Here is an 18,012-nt window from a genome sequence, read left to right as displayed (position 1 = left end):
GCTTTACATTTCCAGCGATTTGTATTTTTCACGTAAGTGGTTACGAATCGTAACTGCCGCTAAGTTAAGCAATGCAATAACGATCACCAGCAATAATGCCGTTGCGTATACAAGAGGGCGTGCTGCCTCTACGTTTGGACTTTGGAAACCAACATCGTAAATATGGAAACCCAAGTGCATGAATTTTTGATCCAAGTGGATAAAAGGGTAGTTACCGTCTAATGGCAAAGAAGGCGCAAGTTTTACAACACCCACCAGCATCAACGGAGCCACTTCGCCAGCCGCTCGCGCCACCGCAAGGATAACACCCGTCATAATAGCTGGGCTCGCCATTGGCAAAACAACTCGAAACAAGGTTTCAGCCTTTGTTGCACCTAATGCCAAGCTGCCTTCACGAACATTACGTGGAATACGTGACAAACCTTCTTCCGTCGCAACAATCACCACAGGAACTGTCAACAGTGCCAGCGTGATCGACGCCCACATAAGGCCGCCTGTACCAAACGTCGGAGAAGGAAGCGCTTCAGGGAAGAACGCCTGATCGATACCTGATCCAAGGAAGTAAATGAAGAAACCTAAACCAAATACACCGTATACAATAGACGGTACACCCGCCAAATTGTTTACCGCGATACGAATGATACGAGTTAATAAACCTTGTTTCGCATATTCACGAAGATAAACCGCAGCGACAACACCGAAAGGCGTCACCAATACCGTCATCAACATAACCATCATGACCGTACCGAAGATGGCAGGGAAAACACCCCCTTCTGTATTTGCTTCACGCGGTTCTGCCGTTAAGAATTCACCCAACTTAGCTCCGTAGAAACCAAGCTTCGCCACAATGCCCATTGCATTCGGACGGAATGCACGAACGATCTTCGATACTTGAATCTCATGTTCAGAACCGTCCATGACTTGTACGATGAATGAATCACGGTTGATTTGCTGATAAAGGTCGACAAGCTTACTTTGCAAGCCTTTATACTCTGCATCGTATTGAGCACGCTCTGCATCAAGATCCGCACGGCGTTCAGGTGTAAACGTGTTATTAAGCTCATAACCACGCTGTTCCAAGCGTATGCGTTCAAGTGCGTAGTTGATCTTACCAATGTCATGCTTCTCTACTTGGTAGATTTCATCATGAATGGCTGTTGCACGATCAATACGCTTCTCAAACTCGTCCCAAGTATTAAGAGCAGAGTCGGTTGGCGTTAGATCTTTTGTTTGCGCGATGATCTTGCCGTCTTCCTTAACTGCTTTTAGATAACCGTATAAGTTACCCCACTCATGACGCTCAGCAGCAAACAGCATTTCCGGACGTTTAGTGTCGGTTACGTAGGCATCAACGACCCAACGGAAATCCGATCCGTAAACATCGCGGTTACCTGTTTTCATCAGTGTACGCATCATAATGTCATGATGCTCACCAACGTTAACACCCGCTTCACGAAGCTGTGCGGCTGGCACTTCTACGCTTTCAACGCGCTCTGCAACAATGTTGTATGCAGAATCACCCGGTAACTCGTAGGTTGCTTCAACAATATCAGCAGGCCAGAAGTGTCCCAAGCCACGAACGGCAATAAGAAGTAAAAGACCAATTACCATGATGACCGAAATCGCCACAGCGCCTGCGTTAAGCCATACCCATGGATCACCAGACTTGACCCATTCAGTTACGGACTTGTTCTTCATTTTTATTTCATTACTCATTACAAAGACCCGTATTTCTTACGTAGGTGCTGACGCACGGTTTCAGCGATTGTGTTCACAACAAAAGTGAAGACAAAGAGTACAAACGCTGCCAAGAATAGGATTCGGTAGTGAGAGCTTCCCACTTCAGACTCAGGCACTTCTACCGCTAGGTTGGCTGCCAAAGTACGCATACCCTCGAAGATATTGAAATCCATAATCGGCGTGTTACCCGTCGCCATCAAGACGATCATGGTTTCACCCACCGCACGGCCCATACCGATCATGACGGCAGAGAAAATACCTGGGCTCGCAGTAGGTAGTACAACACGTACCATAGTTTGCCAATATGTAGCACCCAGCGCTAGAGACCCTTGAGTCAACGCTTTAGGCACGGAGAATATGGCATCTTCGGTAATCGAGAAGATGGTTGGAATAACCGCAAATCCCATCGCAAACCCAACAACTAACGCATTACGTTGGTCAAAGGTAATGCCAAGATCATTGGTGATCCAGCCACGGATGTTGCCGTCAAAGAAGTTCAACTCAATTGCTGGGCTCAAAGCAACACACATCCAGCCAAGGAAAACGATAACAGGGATCAACAAGAGCGGTTGCCAGCCATCAGGCACTAACCAACGAATCTGCTGAGGCATGCGCGACCAAATGAAGGAGAACAAGAGCACACCAACAGGCAATACGATCAACACGCTAAATGCCGCAGCCAAATTCTCTTCAAGGAAAGGTGCAAAGAACAACCCTGCCAAGAAACCAAGAATTACGGTAGGCAGTGCTTCCATCAATTCAATGATAGGCTTGATTTTACGACGCAGCGCTGGCGCCATGAAGTAAGCCGTGTAGATTGCACCACAAATAGCCAAAGGAACGGCCATCAACATAGCGTAAAACGCCGCTTTAATTGTACCGAATGCCAACGGCATTAAGCTGTATTTAGGTTCAAAGTCGTTGTTGGCAGCAGAAGACTGCCAAGTGTAAGTCGGCTCTTGATAGCCTTCATACCACACTTTGCCCCAGATAGAAGACCAAGACACTTCAGGGTGTTCGTTATCAACGTAGAAGAATTGAATGCCTGATTTGTCTTCGAGTAACAGACCGTTTGCACGAGGTGTAAACGAAATCAGTCTTGCGGAACTGTCACTCAACTGTTCATCCATGACTTGGCTGCTTGCTGTTGCGTTGTATATCGCAACCACACCGTTTTGATCCAGCGTTGCAAAGCCTTTGCGTCGATGCTCCATAGCAACGCCCGTCAAACCAACAGGTTGCTTAACATCGCGAATAAACGTCAGCACTTCTTCGTTATCATCACCGCGCACGTTAAACCACTGACTGACGCGGCCAGAAGAGTCAGCGACCATAATCGAAGACTGTCCCACCAAGTAACTCATCGAGATCAGTTGTGTATCGCCTTTTAGAAGCGGAATTTCAGCTTTAAACTTAACGTCGTTCATATTGCGAAGATCGTACTCGGACAACGTGCCGGAGCGAGTCGCAAGGTATAAGTAACGCTGATCACCTGAAATAAGCATCTTAAACGCGTCCTGCGTCTTCGGAAGTTGAGCAGAAGTTTCACTTAACGTCACTTCACCGGAAAGAAAATCTTCTTCTTTCTCAAAGACTGTAACAGATGCTCTTCCGTCTTTAGCCATCGCCGCAATCGTCAATTGCTCTTCAGAATCACGAACAGAAAGTTCAGACACAGGGAAATCAGCAACGTTTATTGCTTCTTCACCGTAAGGGTATTCAACTTGAGGGGTAATCTTACGAACACCGTCTGGGTACGTAATCTTATAAGCATGCCTCGCTAACAAGACTTGACCATCTTCATAGCCGAATGCCAATAAGTGGCTTACATCAGACTCAACAGCCAATGCCGTTACTGCTTCTGAACGAGGATTTTTGACCTGCTCAATAACAGCGCCATCCGCTACATTAAAGAAAATAATGTCGCCATTTTGGCCAACTCGCATTCCCACTTCTGATTGCTCTTCAGCGGTGATATACAAGCTTGGACCTGCTTCTGTAGCAGGAAGTGCATAGCTGGATTCTTTCTCTATGCTCGCACCTGTAAATAAAGGCGCAACTTCATACAATAAGTAGAAACAAATTAGCAGTACCGCCAAAATGACGCTACAGCCCCCTATAGCAATACCGATTGTGGCACTGCGGTCTTTTAATGCACGAACTTTACGATGACGCTTTAACGCGGGCGTATCGAAGTCTAATTCGGGCATTTTGTGATCTGTTGAAGTACTCATTCGATCTCAACTCTATGTGACAATTTTGTGACAGCGTTCAATACAAGAAAAGCAGGAGAGCGATTAACCTCTCCTGCTTACAAGCATCTTTCGTGTCGTCCGTGACCTCAGATTATGTTACTGAATACCTAGATCTTTAAGGTATTTGTTAGCAACTTTTTCTGGTAGTGGAACGTAGCCGTCTTTTACAACAACTTCTTGTCCCATTTTAGAAAGAACCATTTTAACAAATTCACGCTGTAGTGGAGCAAGTGGTTTGTTAGGTGCTTTGTTTACGTAAACGTAAAGGAAGCGAGACAATGGGTACTTACCAGTCGCAGCGTTTGCTGGAGTTGCTTCGATGAACTTACCACCTTCTTTCTTAGTTAGAGGGATAGCACGAACAGAAGACGTTTTGTAACCGATACCTGAGTAGCCAATACCGTTCAAAGAAGTCGATACAGACTGAACAACAGAAGCAGAACCAGGTTGCTCGTTTACAGAGTTTTTGTAGTCACCTTTGAAAAGAGCTTTTTTCTTGAAGTAACCGTAAGTGCCTGATACTGAGTTACGACCGAAGATTTGGATATCACGGTTCGCCCAAGCACCTTTAAGGCCAGTAGCACCCCATTTAGTGATGTCTTCGCTGTGTCCACCTTTACGAGTAGAAGAGAAGATCGCATCTACTTCAGGAAGAGAAAGACCTTTGATTGGGTTATCTTTGTGTACGAATACTGCTAGTGCGTCGATTGCAACAGGGATAGCGGTTGGCTTGTAACCGTATTTTTTCTCGAAAGCTGCTACTTCTTTGTCTTTCATTGTACGAGACATAGGACCGAAGTTAGAAGTACCTTCAGTAAGCGCTGGTGGCGCAGTAGAAGAACCTGCTGCTTGAATCTGGATGTTCACGTTAGGGTAAAGACGCTTAAAATCTTCTGCCCATAGTGTCATCAAGTTCGCTAGAGTGTCAGAACCAACACTAGAAATATTACCAGATACGCCGCTTGCTTTGCTGTAAGAGTGAAGACCAGCGTCAACGTCCGCTACCGCATTTACAGATACGCCTGCTAGGGTTGCTACCGCTAGACCTGCAACTAGTTTTTTCATCACACAAACCTCAATGGTTATTGTCAATTTAGATGGAATTATTCCATCAGCTCGTTCGATGTTTGCTAACTATAGAGTGCTTATGTGACAAAAATGTTAAAAATTGAAATATTTGCGAGTTCATGAAGATTCTTTTTGCGATGAATAACTGCGTTACACAATCGATACAAAACCCTATTAGTGAAAACGACATGTATTAACTAGCTTTTAGGAGTAGAAATATAAATCCATTGTTCCTACTTCTAAGCTGTAAAAGGAATGAATCTCACACTCGTACTTAGAATGTATCAGGGATGTAACACGTATGACCCGACCGTCTACCGCTCATTTATGGAATTCGTTGCGTTTCGCGGGCCTTTGCTTCTTATGTTATTTCTTTTCTGCGGGTTTATCGTTGAGTCTCGCTCAAGGCGAAAACGCGCCCACACTGATCTGGTATGCCAACATCATAGGCGGATTTTTACTCATCTTTAGACCTCGCTCTGAGTGGGTAATGCTGCTAACAACCATGACGGCAGCACACGCTTCCGTTTACTATTTCTTTGAGGTTTCGCTGCACAACACGCTCATGTTTCTTCCAGCAAATTTGGTGGAAATAACGCTAATTGCCTACCTTCTTACCGAAAAATCCACTTTTAAGCGAGCATTCAATTCCTTACCTGACTACCTACGAGCCTTAAGCCTTGGTGTAATCATACCGGCGTTTTCCGCCTCAGTGGTCGCTGCGGTTCTCTTTGCCATCGGTACAGGACAACACCTTCTAGATGCGTGGCTCATCCATTTCAGTAGTTCGCTCGTTGGCGGAATCTCATGTTTTCCACTTGGGATCTACCTGATCAATAACACATCGAAGAAAGCCTTTAAGCACATCGTCAATCCAAAAGGCTTCCTAGCCATTGGCTGTTCGGTATTGATTACTGCTTTGGTCTTTTCAGCGCTCTCTTATCCTTATGCGTATCTTTCCGCCGCTTTACTGTTTTTTGCGCTTAAAAGTAATTTCGCAATTTTAGCCGTTACCATTTTTTTAACTGGGGTCATGTCCTACTTTTCTGTCGCTTATAATCTCTATACACCTGTTAGTAACGACTATCAGCACAGCGAAGTCTTTTTCTACGCCCCTTTATTGCTCACACTGCTGACTCCTACTTTGCTTTGTGTATTGACTATTCGCATGAAGAAAACGCTTGCTGATTTAGAAATATCTGAAGAAAATTTTAGAGGCTTGTATGAAAAGGCACCAATCCCCATGCACACAATCAATGACGCAGGTGTTATAACCTATGTCAGCGACAGATGGCTCAGTATGCTTGGCTTTCAACGCCAAGAAGTGATAGGCAAACATTCCATTGATTTCCTTACGCCTTCAAGCAGAAAAAAAGCAAAAGAAGAGCATTTACCGAAACTGCTTTCAGAAGGCAGCATTACTGACGTAGCAATTCAAGCCGTTAGAAAAAACGGTTCCATTATTGATTTAGATATCTCCGCAGTCGTTGATCCAATTAAGACTAACCATGCAATACATGCCCTCGCCGCCTTAAAAGATTCCACAGAAGAAGTTCATTTGAGAGCCGAATTGGCCGAAGAGAAAGAGCTGCTTGAAATAACCCTACATTCCATTGGAGATGGCGTTATCGCTACAGATAGAAAGGGCAGCATTACCTTTCTAAATCCCGTTGCTGAACAGGTTTTACAATTATCAAAATCCGACGCAATCGGAACGGAATTTGAAAAAACCGTGTATTTGTTTGATCAACGAACAGGCAACATGATCGACGACCTGATCTCACGAGTACTTACCTTAGAAAAAACACAAAGAATTGATCAATTTGATGCAGCAATACGCAACCGGAAAGGGCAAGTGTACTGCATACAAGACTCCATATCCCCGATAAAAAACGACTGTGGTGAGGTCGTCGGCACGGTAATGGTCTTCCAAGATGTGACTGAAACGCGAAACCTGTCGAAACAAATGGAGTATCTTGCCCACCACGACATGCTTACAAAATTACCGAACCGCGCACTATTGATCAGCAAACTGCTGGAGCTGTGCCCTCACGACAATACCGAGCCAAAAGACAACTTTGCGGTTCTCTTTATCGACATAGACAATTTAAAATCCGTTAACGATCAATATGGCCATAAAGCGGGTGATGAGCTGCTAATTGGCACGGTAAAAAGCGTACAAAAAGTCATGACTGAACACGATTTTCTCGCACGTATTGGTGGCGATGAGTTCATACTCATCTCTCCAAACTTCAAAGATAAGGTGACTCTAGAGCTGTATTGCCGCCAGCTGATCAAAAGCGTTAGCCGCCCTCAGAATATCTATGGCAACGACGTTCAAACCTCAATCAGTATTGGTGTATCGCTTTATCCCGAAAATGGCCAAGATGCCGATACGCTGCTCAGTCACGCCGATGCTGCGATGTATCAGGTAAAAAGCAAAAATAAAAATGGCTACCGTTTCTACACCCCAGAATTTGATAAAGAAACCATTTGGTTAGCAGAAGTCGAAGAAAAAATGCGCAATGGATTACCCAGAAAGGAGTTTGTCCTCTACTTCCAACCTATTATTGACTGCTCAAACCAAACCATCACATATTTTGAGGCCTTGTGTCGTTGGCACAGTGACGACCAACCCAATATCATGCCTGACACCTTTATTCCGATTGCTGAGCAAGCGGGTTTGATTGGTTCGTTAACGACTCAACTCTTGCATCAGGCGTGTTCATTTATCAAAGAGTTGGATGAAAGTGACATTCGAATTTCCTTCAACATCAGCGCAACTCACCTCCAATCACCTGATTTTTTAGCCGAGATAAAAGCGGTGTTTGATAAAGAGAACGTGACGCCGTCGTGCTTTATATTTGAAATAACCGAGACGGTTCTAATGCAAAACTGGAAGCGCAACGTCTCATTGTTAAATAACCTAAAACTGATGGGTATCGAAATTGCGATCGATGATTTTGGCACGGGTTACTCAAGCCTTGGGTACTTAAAACAATTCCCTGTCGACATTTTAAAAATTGATCGCGAGTTTATTCGGGAGCTTCATCATGATGCAAAAAACAGAATATTCGTCGGTGCCATTGTCAGTATGGCAAGCGCGCTTTCGCTGCGCATTGTTGCCGAAGGCGTCGAAAATAAAGAGCAGGCGTCGATACTTGCGGAAATGAACTGCTTTTTACAACAAGGTTACTATTACGCAAAACCTCTCCCTATTCTCAAAGTATTGCGCCATATAGGAACCCATTCGGTGAATTCCAATGTAATTCAGCTTAAATAAAGTGATTTTACGCTACTTTCCGATCTCACTTATTCACTCTCCTTTTAATATCACATAAACTGACCCGATCAAAAAAGAGGCCACACGTTGTTGAAATAGGATGTTCATTCAACCTTCTACACAACTGGCTCGATTCAAGATAATCTGTGGGAAACAACATGCTTAACAAACTTATCTGCGCAGCGGAGTCAGTGTCTACGATCACTGGCCGATGCATCGCGTGGCTAACTCTCATAATGATGATACTCACCTGTGTGATCGTTTTATTAAGATACGGTTTCGGCTATGGTTCAATCGCCATGCAAGAATCCGTACTCTATCTCCATGCCATCGTCTTTATGCTAGGCGCTGCCTATACTTTTAAGGCCGATGAACATGTTCGTGTGGATGTCTTTTACCGTGGTTTCAGCGCTAAAAAGAAAGCCTTGGTCAACATTGCAGGCGGGCTGTTTTTACTTCTCCCATTCTGCTGTTTCACGTTCTATATGAGCCTAGATTACGTCGGCGCATCTTGGCGGGTATTTGAGACGTCTCCTCAACCCGGAGGTCTAGCGTACGTTTACCTTTTGAAAACCCTGATCCCTATTATGATGGTCACACTTATTGTGCAGGGTCTTGCTGATATCTTAAAAAATCTCGCTGTGATTTCAGGCAAAAACACGGTAGAAGGACACTAAATCATGACAGAGTTTTTACCTTTATGGCTTTTTGCTGGCGTTTGCCTATGCCTGCTCTTCGGTTACCCCGTCGCCTTCTCATTAGGCGGTACTGCACTGCTATTTGCCGGCGGAGGCATCTTATTCGGTACATTTGATCCTGTATTCCTTCAGGCTTTACCAAACAGACTGTTCGGGATTGTCGGTAACGAGACTCTCATCGCCGTTCCACTTTTCGTCCTAATGGGTGTCTTACTGGAAAAATCCAAACTGGCAGAACGCCTACTGGATTCCATGGCGATGCTGTTCGGTTCGCTGCGAGGCGGGTTAGGCATCTCTGTGATACTTGTTGGTATGCTTATGGCGGCCAGTACAGGCATTGTGGGTGCAACGGTCGTCACAATGGGGATGATTTCATTGCCTACCATGTTGCGTCGCGGATACGACCCTGCACTGGCGACAGGCACTATTTGTGCGACAGGCACACTTGGGCAAATTATCCCGCCGTCAATCGCGTTGGTGTTACTTGGCGATGTTATGTCAAACGCATTCCAAAAAGCACAACTAGAAATGGGCATATTCTCACCTAAGACAGTGTCGGTCGGAGACTTATTTGTCGGCGCGATCATTCCTGGTTTGCTGCTGATTACTCTGTATATCGTTTATGTCGCCGTCGTTGCCTGGCTGCAACCTCATAAAGCACCTGCGGTACCAAAAGACGAGCTGAAAAAGACACTGAATGGCGGATCACTTGCTGTAGAACTGATAAAAGGCTTAGTGCCTCCTCTTATTTTGATCCTAGCGGTACTGGGCTCTATTTTAGGTGGCATCGCTACACCAACCGAAGCAGCAGGTGTTGGAGCATTAGGAGCGGCCGTTCTGGCATGGATGTCCGGCAGACTGGATTTAGCCACGTTAAAAGAGGCCGTGAACAGTACAACGAAAGTCACGGCAATGGTCTTTATGATCTTAATCGGCGCATCGCTGTTTTCCCTTGTTTTCCGTGGTTTTGGCGGCGAAGAGCTGATTCACGAATTCTTTAACCAATTACCGGGTGGTGTCATCAGCGCTGTCCTCATCGTCATGCTGGTGATGTTTGTATTGGGCTTTATTCTCGACTTTATTGAAATTACCTTTGTAGTCGTCCCCATCGTTGCACCCGTGTTACTGGCAATGGGGCTTGACCCAGTTTGGTTAGGCATCATGATGGCGATTAACTTACAAACGTCCTTTTTGACACCGCCATTTGGCTTTGCTCTGTTCTACTTACGTGGCGTGGCACCGCCAGAAGTCAAAACACAGTCCATCTACAAAGGCGTGATTCCATTTATCTTGATACAGTTATTTGTATTAATCATGCTCGCGGTATGGCCAGAGCTGGCAACGTGGCTTCCTGAGCAGGTCTATGCCAACTAGCGAGACAAGAAATGAATCAGAGACAAGGAAGTCGTTTTCGTTAACGGCATAACGCTCAAAATTGACAAAAGACACGACATAAAAGGCGCCTATATGAAAGCAATGCAAATCACAGACTATGGCACTGCGAGTGACCTAAAACTCGTAGAGGTTGATCAACCCCTGTTTGCAGAAGACCAACTCTTGGTGAAAGTAGGAGCCGCTGGCGTTAACCCAGTAGATACTTACATTCGCTCTGGTGCAAACAATTACAAAGCAACGTTTCCTCATACTCCGGGTTCAGATGGCGCGGGCATTATCGAAGCAGTCGGTAAAGACGTCGAAGGCTTCAAGGTGGGTCAGCGCGTCTATTTTAGTCGTAACCTTTCCGGCTCCTCTGCTGAATACGCTGTCTGTGCAACGACGCACACCTTTCCACTTGCCGACAATTTAAGCTTCGTTGAAGGGGCATGCTTGGGCATTCCTTATACCACGGCGCACAGAGCGTTATTCGGTCGTGCTCATGCACAAGCCGGTAACAAAGTATTGGTTCACGGCGCAACAGGCGCCGTTGGCATTGCTACGGTTCAGCTTGCGCTCTCTTCAGGTATGCATGTTGTCGCATCGGCAGGCTCTCAAGCTGGAGCCGAGCTATTAGAGCAGCTTGGCGCTCATGAAATCATCCGCCATGACAGTGAGAACCATTTGGCGCCATACCAATCACTTGACGCTGGTTTCGACGTTATTATAGAAATGTTAGCCAACCACAACCTTGATAACGATTTAAAAGCACTGGCCTTTGGTGGCACCGTTGCTGTCATCGGTAATCGAGGAACCGTTGAAATCAACCCAAGAGATTTAATGGCAAGAGACGCCGCCGTGGTTGGTGTTGCATTGGCAAATGTTAAGCCAAACGAGCTGAAACGCATTGCTCAATCCATGAAACCACTGTTTGAAAACGGCATATTAAAGCCGATCGTGAGAAAAGAATACTTATTGGCGGAGCTACCGAACGCTCATGAAGACGTTCTTAAATCCGGTGCTTTAGGCAACTTAGTCATCACGATAAACGCGTAAATTAACAGTACAATCAGAAACGTCTAGGGAAGGGACTTGTTCGTACCTTCCCTAGACGTTTCTGATGGAAAACTTTTAGCCTATGTACACACTTCCCTTTAAAAACTTCACACGATTTCGCTAAAAGCTCCTTGAAAGAAGTGAATCCGCTTACCACACTCATAGAAAAGCCTGTAACAGGAGTACACTATGAGCGTGACCGCTGTCGTTAGTTTCAAAGTCAAACCCAATAAACTTCAACCTTTCATGAAGCTACTGGAATCGAATCAATCCAACATGATCAATGCTGGAGCTCAGACCGTTTCTTTGCTTCAAGACACAGACACTCGCAATAGAATCGTCGAAATTGAGAAATGGGATTCTATCGAAGACCATCAAAACTTCGCCAATTTAGCCGCCCAGTCGCCCGCATTTAAACAACTGAAAGAGTACTTAGTCGAACCCTATAAGGTTCTGTATTTGGAAGAACACGCTAGACGAGACGCTTTCTAAAACTTAGCGCTACTCAACCTTTGTAAACGTCGTTATACTTTAAAAACTGGCGAGTAGTGCCCCTAATTTACTTGATGAGAATAGGTTGTTAGTTGTCCAATTTCGACTCTGACGTCTTTAGCTTACCAGCTGAAGCGAATACACATGATCATGATTACCACCAGCTTGTGGTCGTATTGGACGGCAACACCGACTTTAATATAACGGGTAACAGTCGCCAACTTCACGTCGGCGAAGGGTGCATTGTTCCATCTTCAGAAGGCCATGCCTTCGCCGGACTGGGTCAAAACCGCATCATGGTGGTTAATTTACCAATTCCTCCACAAAAAGCCATCACGGACGAAGAATACGAAGTCGTTTCACGCCTGTTCGATCAAGCGGCGTATTTTGAACTCAACCCAAGATTACAGATACTGGCCTCGGCATTATCAGGGGAGTTAGAACAATACCCCGATGACTCGATTCTGGCTCGTGCATGCGGCAATACCTTGCTAAGCGCGATTCGACATCAACTAAACAATAAAAATTCGCGCATTCGAGGCAACCATTTAGACATTGATAAGTTAGATCAGTTTATTGAGCTAAATTTATCCAAAAAAGTGCACATTAGCCAACTAGCCAATTTTTGTTTTTTGAGTGTCAGTCAGTTTCACGAACGCTTTAAAGAACATACAGGAAAAACCCCGCATCAGTACCTCGTAAACAAGCGACTGGAACGAGCGCAAGAGCTTTTAAAAAGTGGCTATCCTTCTATTCAAGTTGCCGAAATGTGTGGATTTTCCAGCCAAAGCGCAATGACAAATGTCTTTTCTCAAACCTTGGGGATTACACCCTTAAAGTATCAAAAAAAGCACAGAGATCAATAAACTGAGACCTTTTCATCTAGATTGAACGACTCTTCGTACTGACAATGGCTTTTGTCTAAGAAAACACACGTATTCGCACACCCAACCCGATTTTCCTGTAAAAAAAACCGACTATTTAGAAAGACGAATCCCAGTACTGACGACTACAGTGTACTTATTATTTAGGTGTTTATTTCCAACGTTTCACTACGTTAGAAAGCACGCCATGTTCTATAAAAATGACAGTGACTACTGAGCATTTTTGCTTAGCGTTTGTAGTGGGAGAATCGAATCATGTTTAACGCGCTAGAGGTGTTACAACCTAACTTCATACAGCGTCCGCTGAACGAACTTTGGCAACGTATTTCGCCACTTTACACAGTAAACGAGGATCAGTGGCTCTCACAGCTACTGCCTTTAGCGCAGCCGACGGATACTCAATTAAAAACATGTACAGAGGCTGCAACCCACCTCATTGAAAATGTTCGTAAAGACGACGAATCCACCTCGATGATAGACGCATTGTTACTGGAATACAGCTTAGATACGAAAGAAGGGATCTTGCTCATGTGTCTCGCGGAAGCGCTCATGCGAGTACCCGACAAAGAAACCGCAGATGCCTTCATTAAAGACCGATTAAGCGTTGCCGATTGGGCGTCTCATGCTAAAAATTCCGACTCTTTCTTTGTAAACGCATCAACTTGGGGTCTGATGTTAACAGGTAAAGTCGTTACCATGAATGAAAAGGAGGACGGCCGACCTGCTAACCTAGTCAATCGTATGGTTAACCGTGTTTCTGAGCCTGTCATTCGTAAGGCGATGAATCAAGCGATGAAAATCATGGGACATCAATTTGTATTAGGTCGCAGTATTCATGAAGCGCTAACACGAGGACAAAGTTACCGTGACAAGGGGTACACCTACTCATTCGACATGCTCGGTGAAGCGGCTTTAACTTCAGACGATGCCAGAAAATACTTAAAATCCTATGAAGACGCCGTTGAGTCCGTTGGCAAAGATACCGACAACAAAGGCCATCGTCCAACGATCTCCATCAAGCTTTCTGCACTTCACCCACGTTATGAAGCAGGCAATGAAGCACGTGTGATGACGGAGCTTTTTGAAAGCGTGAAAGGCTTGATCAAAAAAGCCCGCGCTTTAAACGTTGGCATCACGATTGATGCCGAAGAGGCGGATCGTTTGGAACTGTCTTTGCGTCTCTTTGAAAAATTATATCGCGACGATGCCGCAAAAGGCTGGGGGCTATTCGGTCTTGTCATACAGGCGTATTCGAAACGGGCTTTACCCGTCCTTACATGGCTTGCAGCCCTTTCGAAAGAACAAGGAGACCGTATCCCTGTTCGCCTAGTTAAAGGCGCTTATTGGGATTCTGAGATCAAGCTTTGCCAACAAAAAGGCTTGAGTGGCTACCCTGTCTATACCCGAAAAGAATCGACGGATGTGTCTTATTTAGCCTGCGCTCACTTCTTGCTAAGCGAACACACTCGTCAGCATATCTTCCCACAATTTGCGAGTCACAATGCTCATACCATCGCCACGATCTATTGTCTGGCGGAGCAGCTAGGTGCCTACAATGACGAGTTTGAGTTTCAACGTTTGCACGGCATGGGCGATGCGCTTTACAACAGTTTAATGAAAGAACACGATGTTTGTGTACGAATCTATGCACCCGTTGGAAGCCATAAGGACTTACTGCCCTACCTAGTTCGCCGCCTACTCGAAAACGGCGCAAACAGCTCATTTGTTCACCGCCTTGTTGATGCGACCTACCCAGTCGCCGATCTTGTCGATCACCCCGTTACGACCCTTAAAGGCCGTAAAACGCTTCATAATCCCCACATAAAATTACCCATCGACCTGTTTGAAAACCGTAAAAATTCATGCGGCCCCAACATCGAAATAGAGTCCGAATGGATACCATTCAAAGCAAAAATAGATGCTTTTATGGGGCAACGCACGCAATGGCGAGCTTTTCCAATCGTAGGCGGACTGAACAGCGAAACCAGCGACACTCATATCATCAACAGTCCATATGATCACAGCCAAAACACGGGACGTATAGATTGGGCCAATAAAAACGTTGTGACGTGTGCTATTGATAAAGCAGAAGCCGCTTTTCCTGAGTGGAACACAAAACCCGCTTCAGAACGCGCTATGTGTTTAGATAAAATGGCCGATCTAATGGAAGAAAACTACCCTGAGTTAATGGCGCTTTGTCATCGTGAGGCAGGAAAAACCATTCAAGACAGCATCGATGAAGTTCGCGAAGCCGTTGATTTTTGCCGTTATTACGCTCAAGAAGCACGTAACCAATTTGAGCACCCAACGACGTTTAAGAACTATCAAGGTGAATCAAAAACAATCCGACTAAAAGGGCGCGGTATTTTCGCATGTATCAGTCCATGGAACTTCCCATTGGCCATCTTTACCGGTCAAGTTGTTGCCGCACTGGTATCCGGAAACACGGTGATTTGTAAGCCTGCCGAGCAAACGTCTTTGATTGCTTACCGAGCAGTTCAAATGCTACACGAAGCGGGCATTCCGAGCGATGTACTGCATTTTCTGCCAGGAGATGGCGCGACAGTCGGTGCGCCGCTCACCCAAGACAAACGCATCGCAGGTGTGGCTTTTACAGGCTCTACGGGTACAGCGCAGTTAATCAATCGTACATTAGCCGCTCGTGGTGTCGCGCCCGTCCCAGTCATTGCAGAAACAGGTGGTCAGAACGCGATGATCATTGATTCAACCTCATTGCCAGAACAGGTTGTTCGCGACGCTGTCCGTTCTGCTTTTGCGTCTTCAGGCCAGCGTTGTTCCGCACTGCGTGTGATGTTTGTTCAGGCAGACATTGCTGATAGAGTCATTCCTATGATCAAGGGCGCAATGAAGGAACAATCTGTAGGGTTACCTTACCTACACAGCACCGACGTAGGGCCCGTTATCGATAAAAAAGCGCAAGACATGTTGCTAGAGCACATTGAACATATGAGATCTGTCGGTAAATTGATTGCTCAATCCGACTTGCCAGACGTTGCAAACAACGGCACCTTCGTAGCACCAACCGCATTTGAAATAGAGTCCATCGATCAGCTTACCGACGAAAAATTCGGCCCTATTTTGCATGTTGTTCGTTACCAAGCACACGACCTAGATAACATCATTGATACGATCAACCGCTCAGGGTTCGGCCTGACGATGGGCGTTCACAGCCGTAACGAGACGACCTGCGCTCGAATCGCTCAACGCGCTCGTGTTGGCAATCTCTACATCAACCGCGATCAAGTCGGCGCTGTGGTAGGGGTTCAACCCTTCGGTGGACAAGGCTTATCGGGCACGGGTCCTAAAGCAGGCGGCCCTCACTATTTACAACGTTTTGCTATTGAACAATACATTTAAACGACGTTAAAAAAGGAGAAGCGTATTATGTCTATCGTACAACCCATTCAAATTAACGTCGCGTTAGAGGTGTTCGAACATTGGGACAGTCTAGGCGTTGAAGCACGTGCAAATCTACTGACACGCTCAGCTCGGCTGCTGAGTGAAAATCAAGCGTCTATGGCAACATGGCAAATTGACAATGCGATGCGCCAAATAAGTGAGCCACACACAATGCCGGGGCCTACAGGGGAAAGCAATGAGCTCTCCACGCGCGGTCGAGGCGTCTTTCTGTGTACTGCAACCGATACAACCAGCGAGCAAGTAAAAGTAGGCCTTGTTGGTCAAGTATATGCTGCTTTAATTGCTGGCAACACTGTGATTACGGTCGGAGTTGAAGGGCAGAAGTTAATGGATTCACTTGCCTCGGTGTTGCCAGAACATATTGTACAAAATGTCGCAGATTCAGCCCAAGACTCGATTATCGCCGCCGATCATTTAGCGGGGGTTGCGGCTATATGTGATCAGAATACAGCTCAAGATTTAAACCAAAAACTGTCCATGAAGTCGGGGCTCATTTCCCAGCTGTGCGAAGAGACTGACTGGCAAAACTTATCAACCATTGCCGCACCACATTACGTACTGCGTTTTGTAACAGAACAAACGGTAAGCACGAACACCACAGCCATTGGGGGAAATGCTAGCTTACTCGCATTGGGCAGCCACGAGGATCAGTAAGAAAGGAACACGTCCAAACAGACATAGATTTAAGATAAAATGGGACGAGGTTATCGCGGATATAGCACTTACGTGTGAGTTCTCAAATCCAGAAATTTGAGAACTCACATTAATAACTAGACACAAAGAGGGTTGTTCGTAGAAGAGTTTTGCCCCACTCCCCACAGGATACAGTTGCGACCGTTCTGCTTTGCTTTGTAAAGCAATTGATCGGCCTCACCGAGTGCCTCCAACGGCTCTGAAGTAGAATCAGGCGAACAATATACGCCTCCCATACTCACCGTTATATGTTCTATAGAATCTTCTCGTAAATGAGGAATGTTCAGCTCTTTCACTGCGTTCCAACACGCTTTTGTAAGGCGTTGTGTACACTCTTCGTCTTTTTTAGTGAGCACCAGTACGAACTCTTCTCCGCCGTATCGCGCAACCAAATCGTCTTCTGGGTCGATACAAGATTCAATGGCTGCGGCCACCTTCTCTAGTACCGCATCACCCGCAGCATGGCCAAACGTATCGTTATACTGTTTAAAATAATCGACATCAATCATGACCAAGGCAAACGGAAACTTTTGCTCTTGGCTTTGCTCCCACGTTACCTTAAGGCTTTCATCAAACTTACGTCTATTTGCCACAGACGTAAGAGGGTCGATGTTGGAAAGGCGCTCAAGCATGGAGCGCTGCTGAAGAAGCTTCAAATGCAATTGCACTCTGGCTTTAACAATATCTGCATGGAACGGTTTATGGATATAATCGCATGCGCCAAGCCTAAGTCCATTTGCCTCGCTGTCAACGTCACTCAACGCACTGACAAAAATAACAGGGATTGAGCTGGTTTCCGGTAATCTTTTTAATTCCGAGATAACAGAAAAACCGTCCATACCCGGCATAACAACGTCAAGCAACATCAAATCTGGTTTCATTTGCCTTGCTTTGGCGATGGCTTGTCGACCGTCCTTCGCCAAAATCACGCTAACGTCTTCTCGTAATATATCGCTGAGAATACGCAAATTACTCTTTTCATCATCAACGATGAGTACGGTTGGCCGTTCTTTGCTAATCATAAAAGT

General features: G+C 45.6%; 12 protein-coding genes. 8 read left to right on the top strand and 4 right to left on the bottom strand.

The genetic code is table 11. The features are described from left to right. Positions 1-3: 3 nt before the first annotated feature. The 3 genes from pstA to DFP79_RS11355 all read right to left on the bottom strand — a co-directional run bounded on the left by pstA (position 4) and on the right by DFP79_RS11355 (position 5,060). A complete protein-coding gene (pstA, locus tag DFP79_RS11365; protein ID WP_208111420.1) occupies positions 4-1,716 on the bottom strand; it encodes a phosphate ABC transporter permease PstA in 1,713 nt (570 codons plus the stop codon). Continuing rightward, positions 1,716-3,974 (bottom strand): ABC transporter permease subunit, encoded by a 2,259-nt coding sequence (locus tag DFP79_RS11360; RefSeq protein ID WP_166637692.1) that lies wholly within the window; start codon positions 3,972-3,974, stop codon positions 1,716-1,718. Before DFP79_RS11360 ends, pstA begins: the two co-directional genes overlap by 1 nt. Positions 3,975-4,091: 117 nt before the next feature. After that, a complete protein-coding gene (locus DFP79_RS11355; RefSeq protein ID WP_133504060.1) occupies positions 4,092-5,060 on the bottom strand; it encodes a PstS family phosphate ABC transporter substrate-binding protein in 969 nt (322 codons plus the stop codon). 304 nt (positions 5,061-5,364) lie between these two features. On the opposite strand from DFP79_RS11355, the gene DFP79_RS11350 reads away from it, so the two are divergent. The 8 genes from DFP79_RS11350 (at position 5,365) to DFP79_RS11315 (ending at position 16,945) form a co-directional block, all read left to right on the top strand. After that, positions 5,365-8,346: an EAL domain-containing protein gene (locus tag DFP79_RS11350; RefSeq protein ID WP_133504059.1), complete on the top strand. Its 2,982-nt coding sequence runs from the start codon at positions 5,365-5,367 to the stop codon at positions 8,344-8,346. Positions 8,347-8,504: 158 nt separating this feature from the next. Continuing rightward, positions 8,505-9,023, top strand: a complete 519-nt coding sequence (locus DFP79_RS11345; RefSeq protein WP_133504058.1) for a TRAP transporter small permease subunit — start codon at positions 8,505-8,507, stop codon at positions 9,021-9,023. 3 nt (positions 9,024-9,026) lie between these two features. Then, positions 9,027-10,418 carry a TRAP transporter large permease gene (locus tag DFP79_RS11340; protein ID WP_133504057.1) on the top strand — a complete coding sequence of 464 codons (1,392 nt, stop codon included), beginning with the start codon at positions 9,027-9,029 and terminating at the stop codon, positions 10,416-10,418. A gap of 93 nt (positions 10,419-10,511) precedes the next feature. Continuing rightward, positions 10,512-11,474, top strand: coding sequence for an NADPH:quinone reductase (locus tag DFP79_RS11335; protein WP_133504056.1), 963 nt, complete (start codon positions 10,512-10,514; stop codon positions 11,472-11,474). A 189-nt stretch (positions 11,475-11,663) separates the two neighbouring features. Further along, complete coding sequence (locus DFP79_RS11330) at positions 11,664-11,966, top strand: putative quinol monooxygenase (protein WP_133504055.1); 303 nt, start codon at positions 11,664-11,666, stop codon at positions 11,964-11,966. A gap of 92 nt (positions 11,967-12,058) precedes the next feature. Next, a complete protein-coding gene (locus DFP79_RS11325) occupies positions 12,059-12,832 on the top strand; it encodes an AraC family transcriptional regulator (RefSeq protein WP_133504054.1) in 774 nt (257 codons plus the stop codon). 273 nt (positions 12,833-13,105) lie between these two features. Next, positions 13,106-16,228 carry a bifunctional proline dehydrogenase/L-glutamate gamma-semialdehyde dehydrogenase PutA gene (gene putA / locus DFP79_RS11320; RefSeq protein ID WP_133504053.1) on the top strand — a complete coding sequence of 1,041 codons (3,123 nt, stop codon included), beginning with the start codon at positions 13,106-13,108 and terminating at the stop codon, positions 16,226-16,228. A 27-nt stretch (positions 16,229-16,255) separates the two neighbouring features. Then, on the top strand, positions 16,256-16,945 hold the full coding sequence (locus DFP79_RS11315) for a 1-pyrroline-5-carboxylate dehydrogenase (protein WP_133504052.1): 690 nt from the start codon (positions 16,256-16,258) through the stop codon (positions 16,943-16,945). Positions 16,946-17,061: 116 nt separating this feature from the next. On the opposite strand, the gene DFP79_RS11310 is transcribed toward DFP79_RS11315, so the two are convergent. After that, on the bottom strand, positions 17,062-18,006 hold the full coding sequence (locus DFP79_RS11310; RefSeq protein WP_133504051.1) for a diguanylate cyclase domain-containing protein: 945 nt from the start codon (positions 18,004-18,006) through the stop codon (positions 17,062-17,064). Between the last annotated feature and the right edge of the window lie 6 nt (positions 18,007-18,012).

Source organism: Marinomonas balearica (genome assembly GCF_004362145.1).
GTDB lineage: Bacteria > Pseudomonadota > Gammaproteobacteria > Pseudomonadales > Marinomonadaceae > Marinomonas > Marinomonas balearica.
The sequence above is the reverse complement of the archived record's forward strand: the minus strand, read 5'-3'. Positions and strand labels throughout refer to the sequence as shown.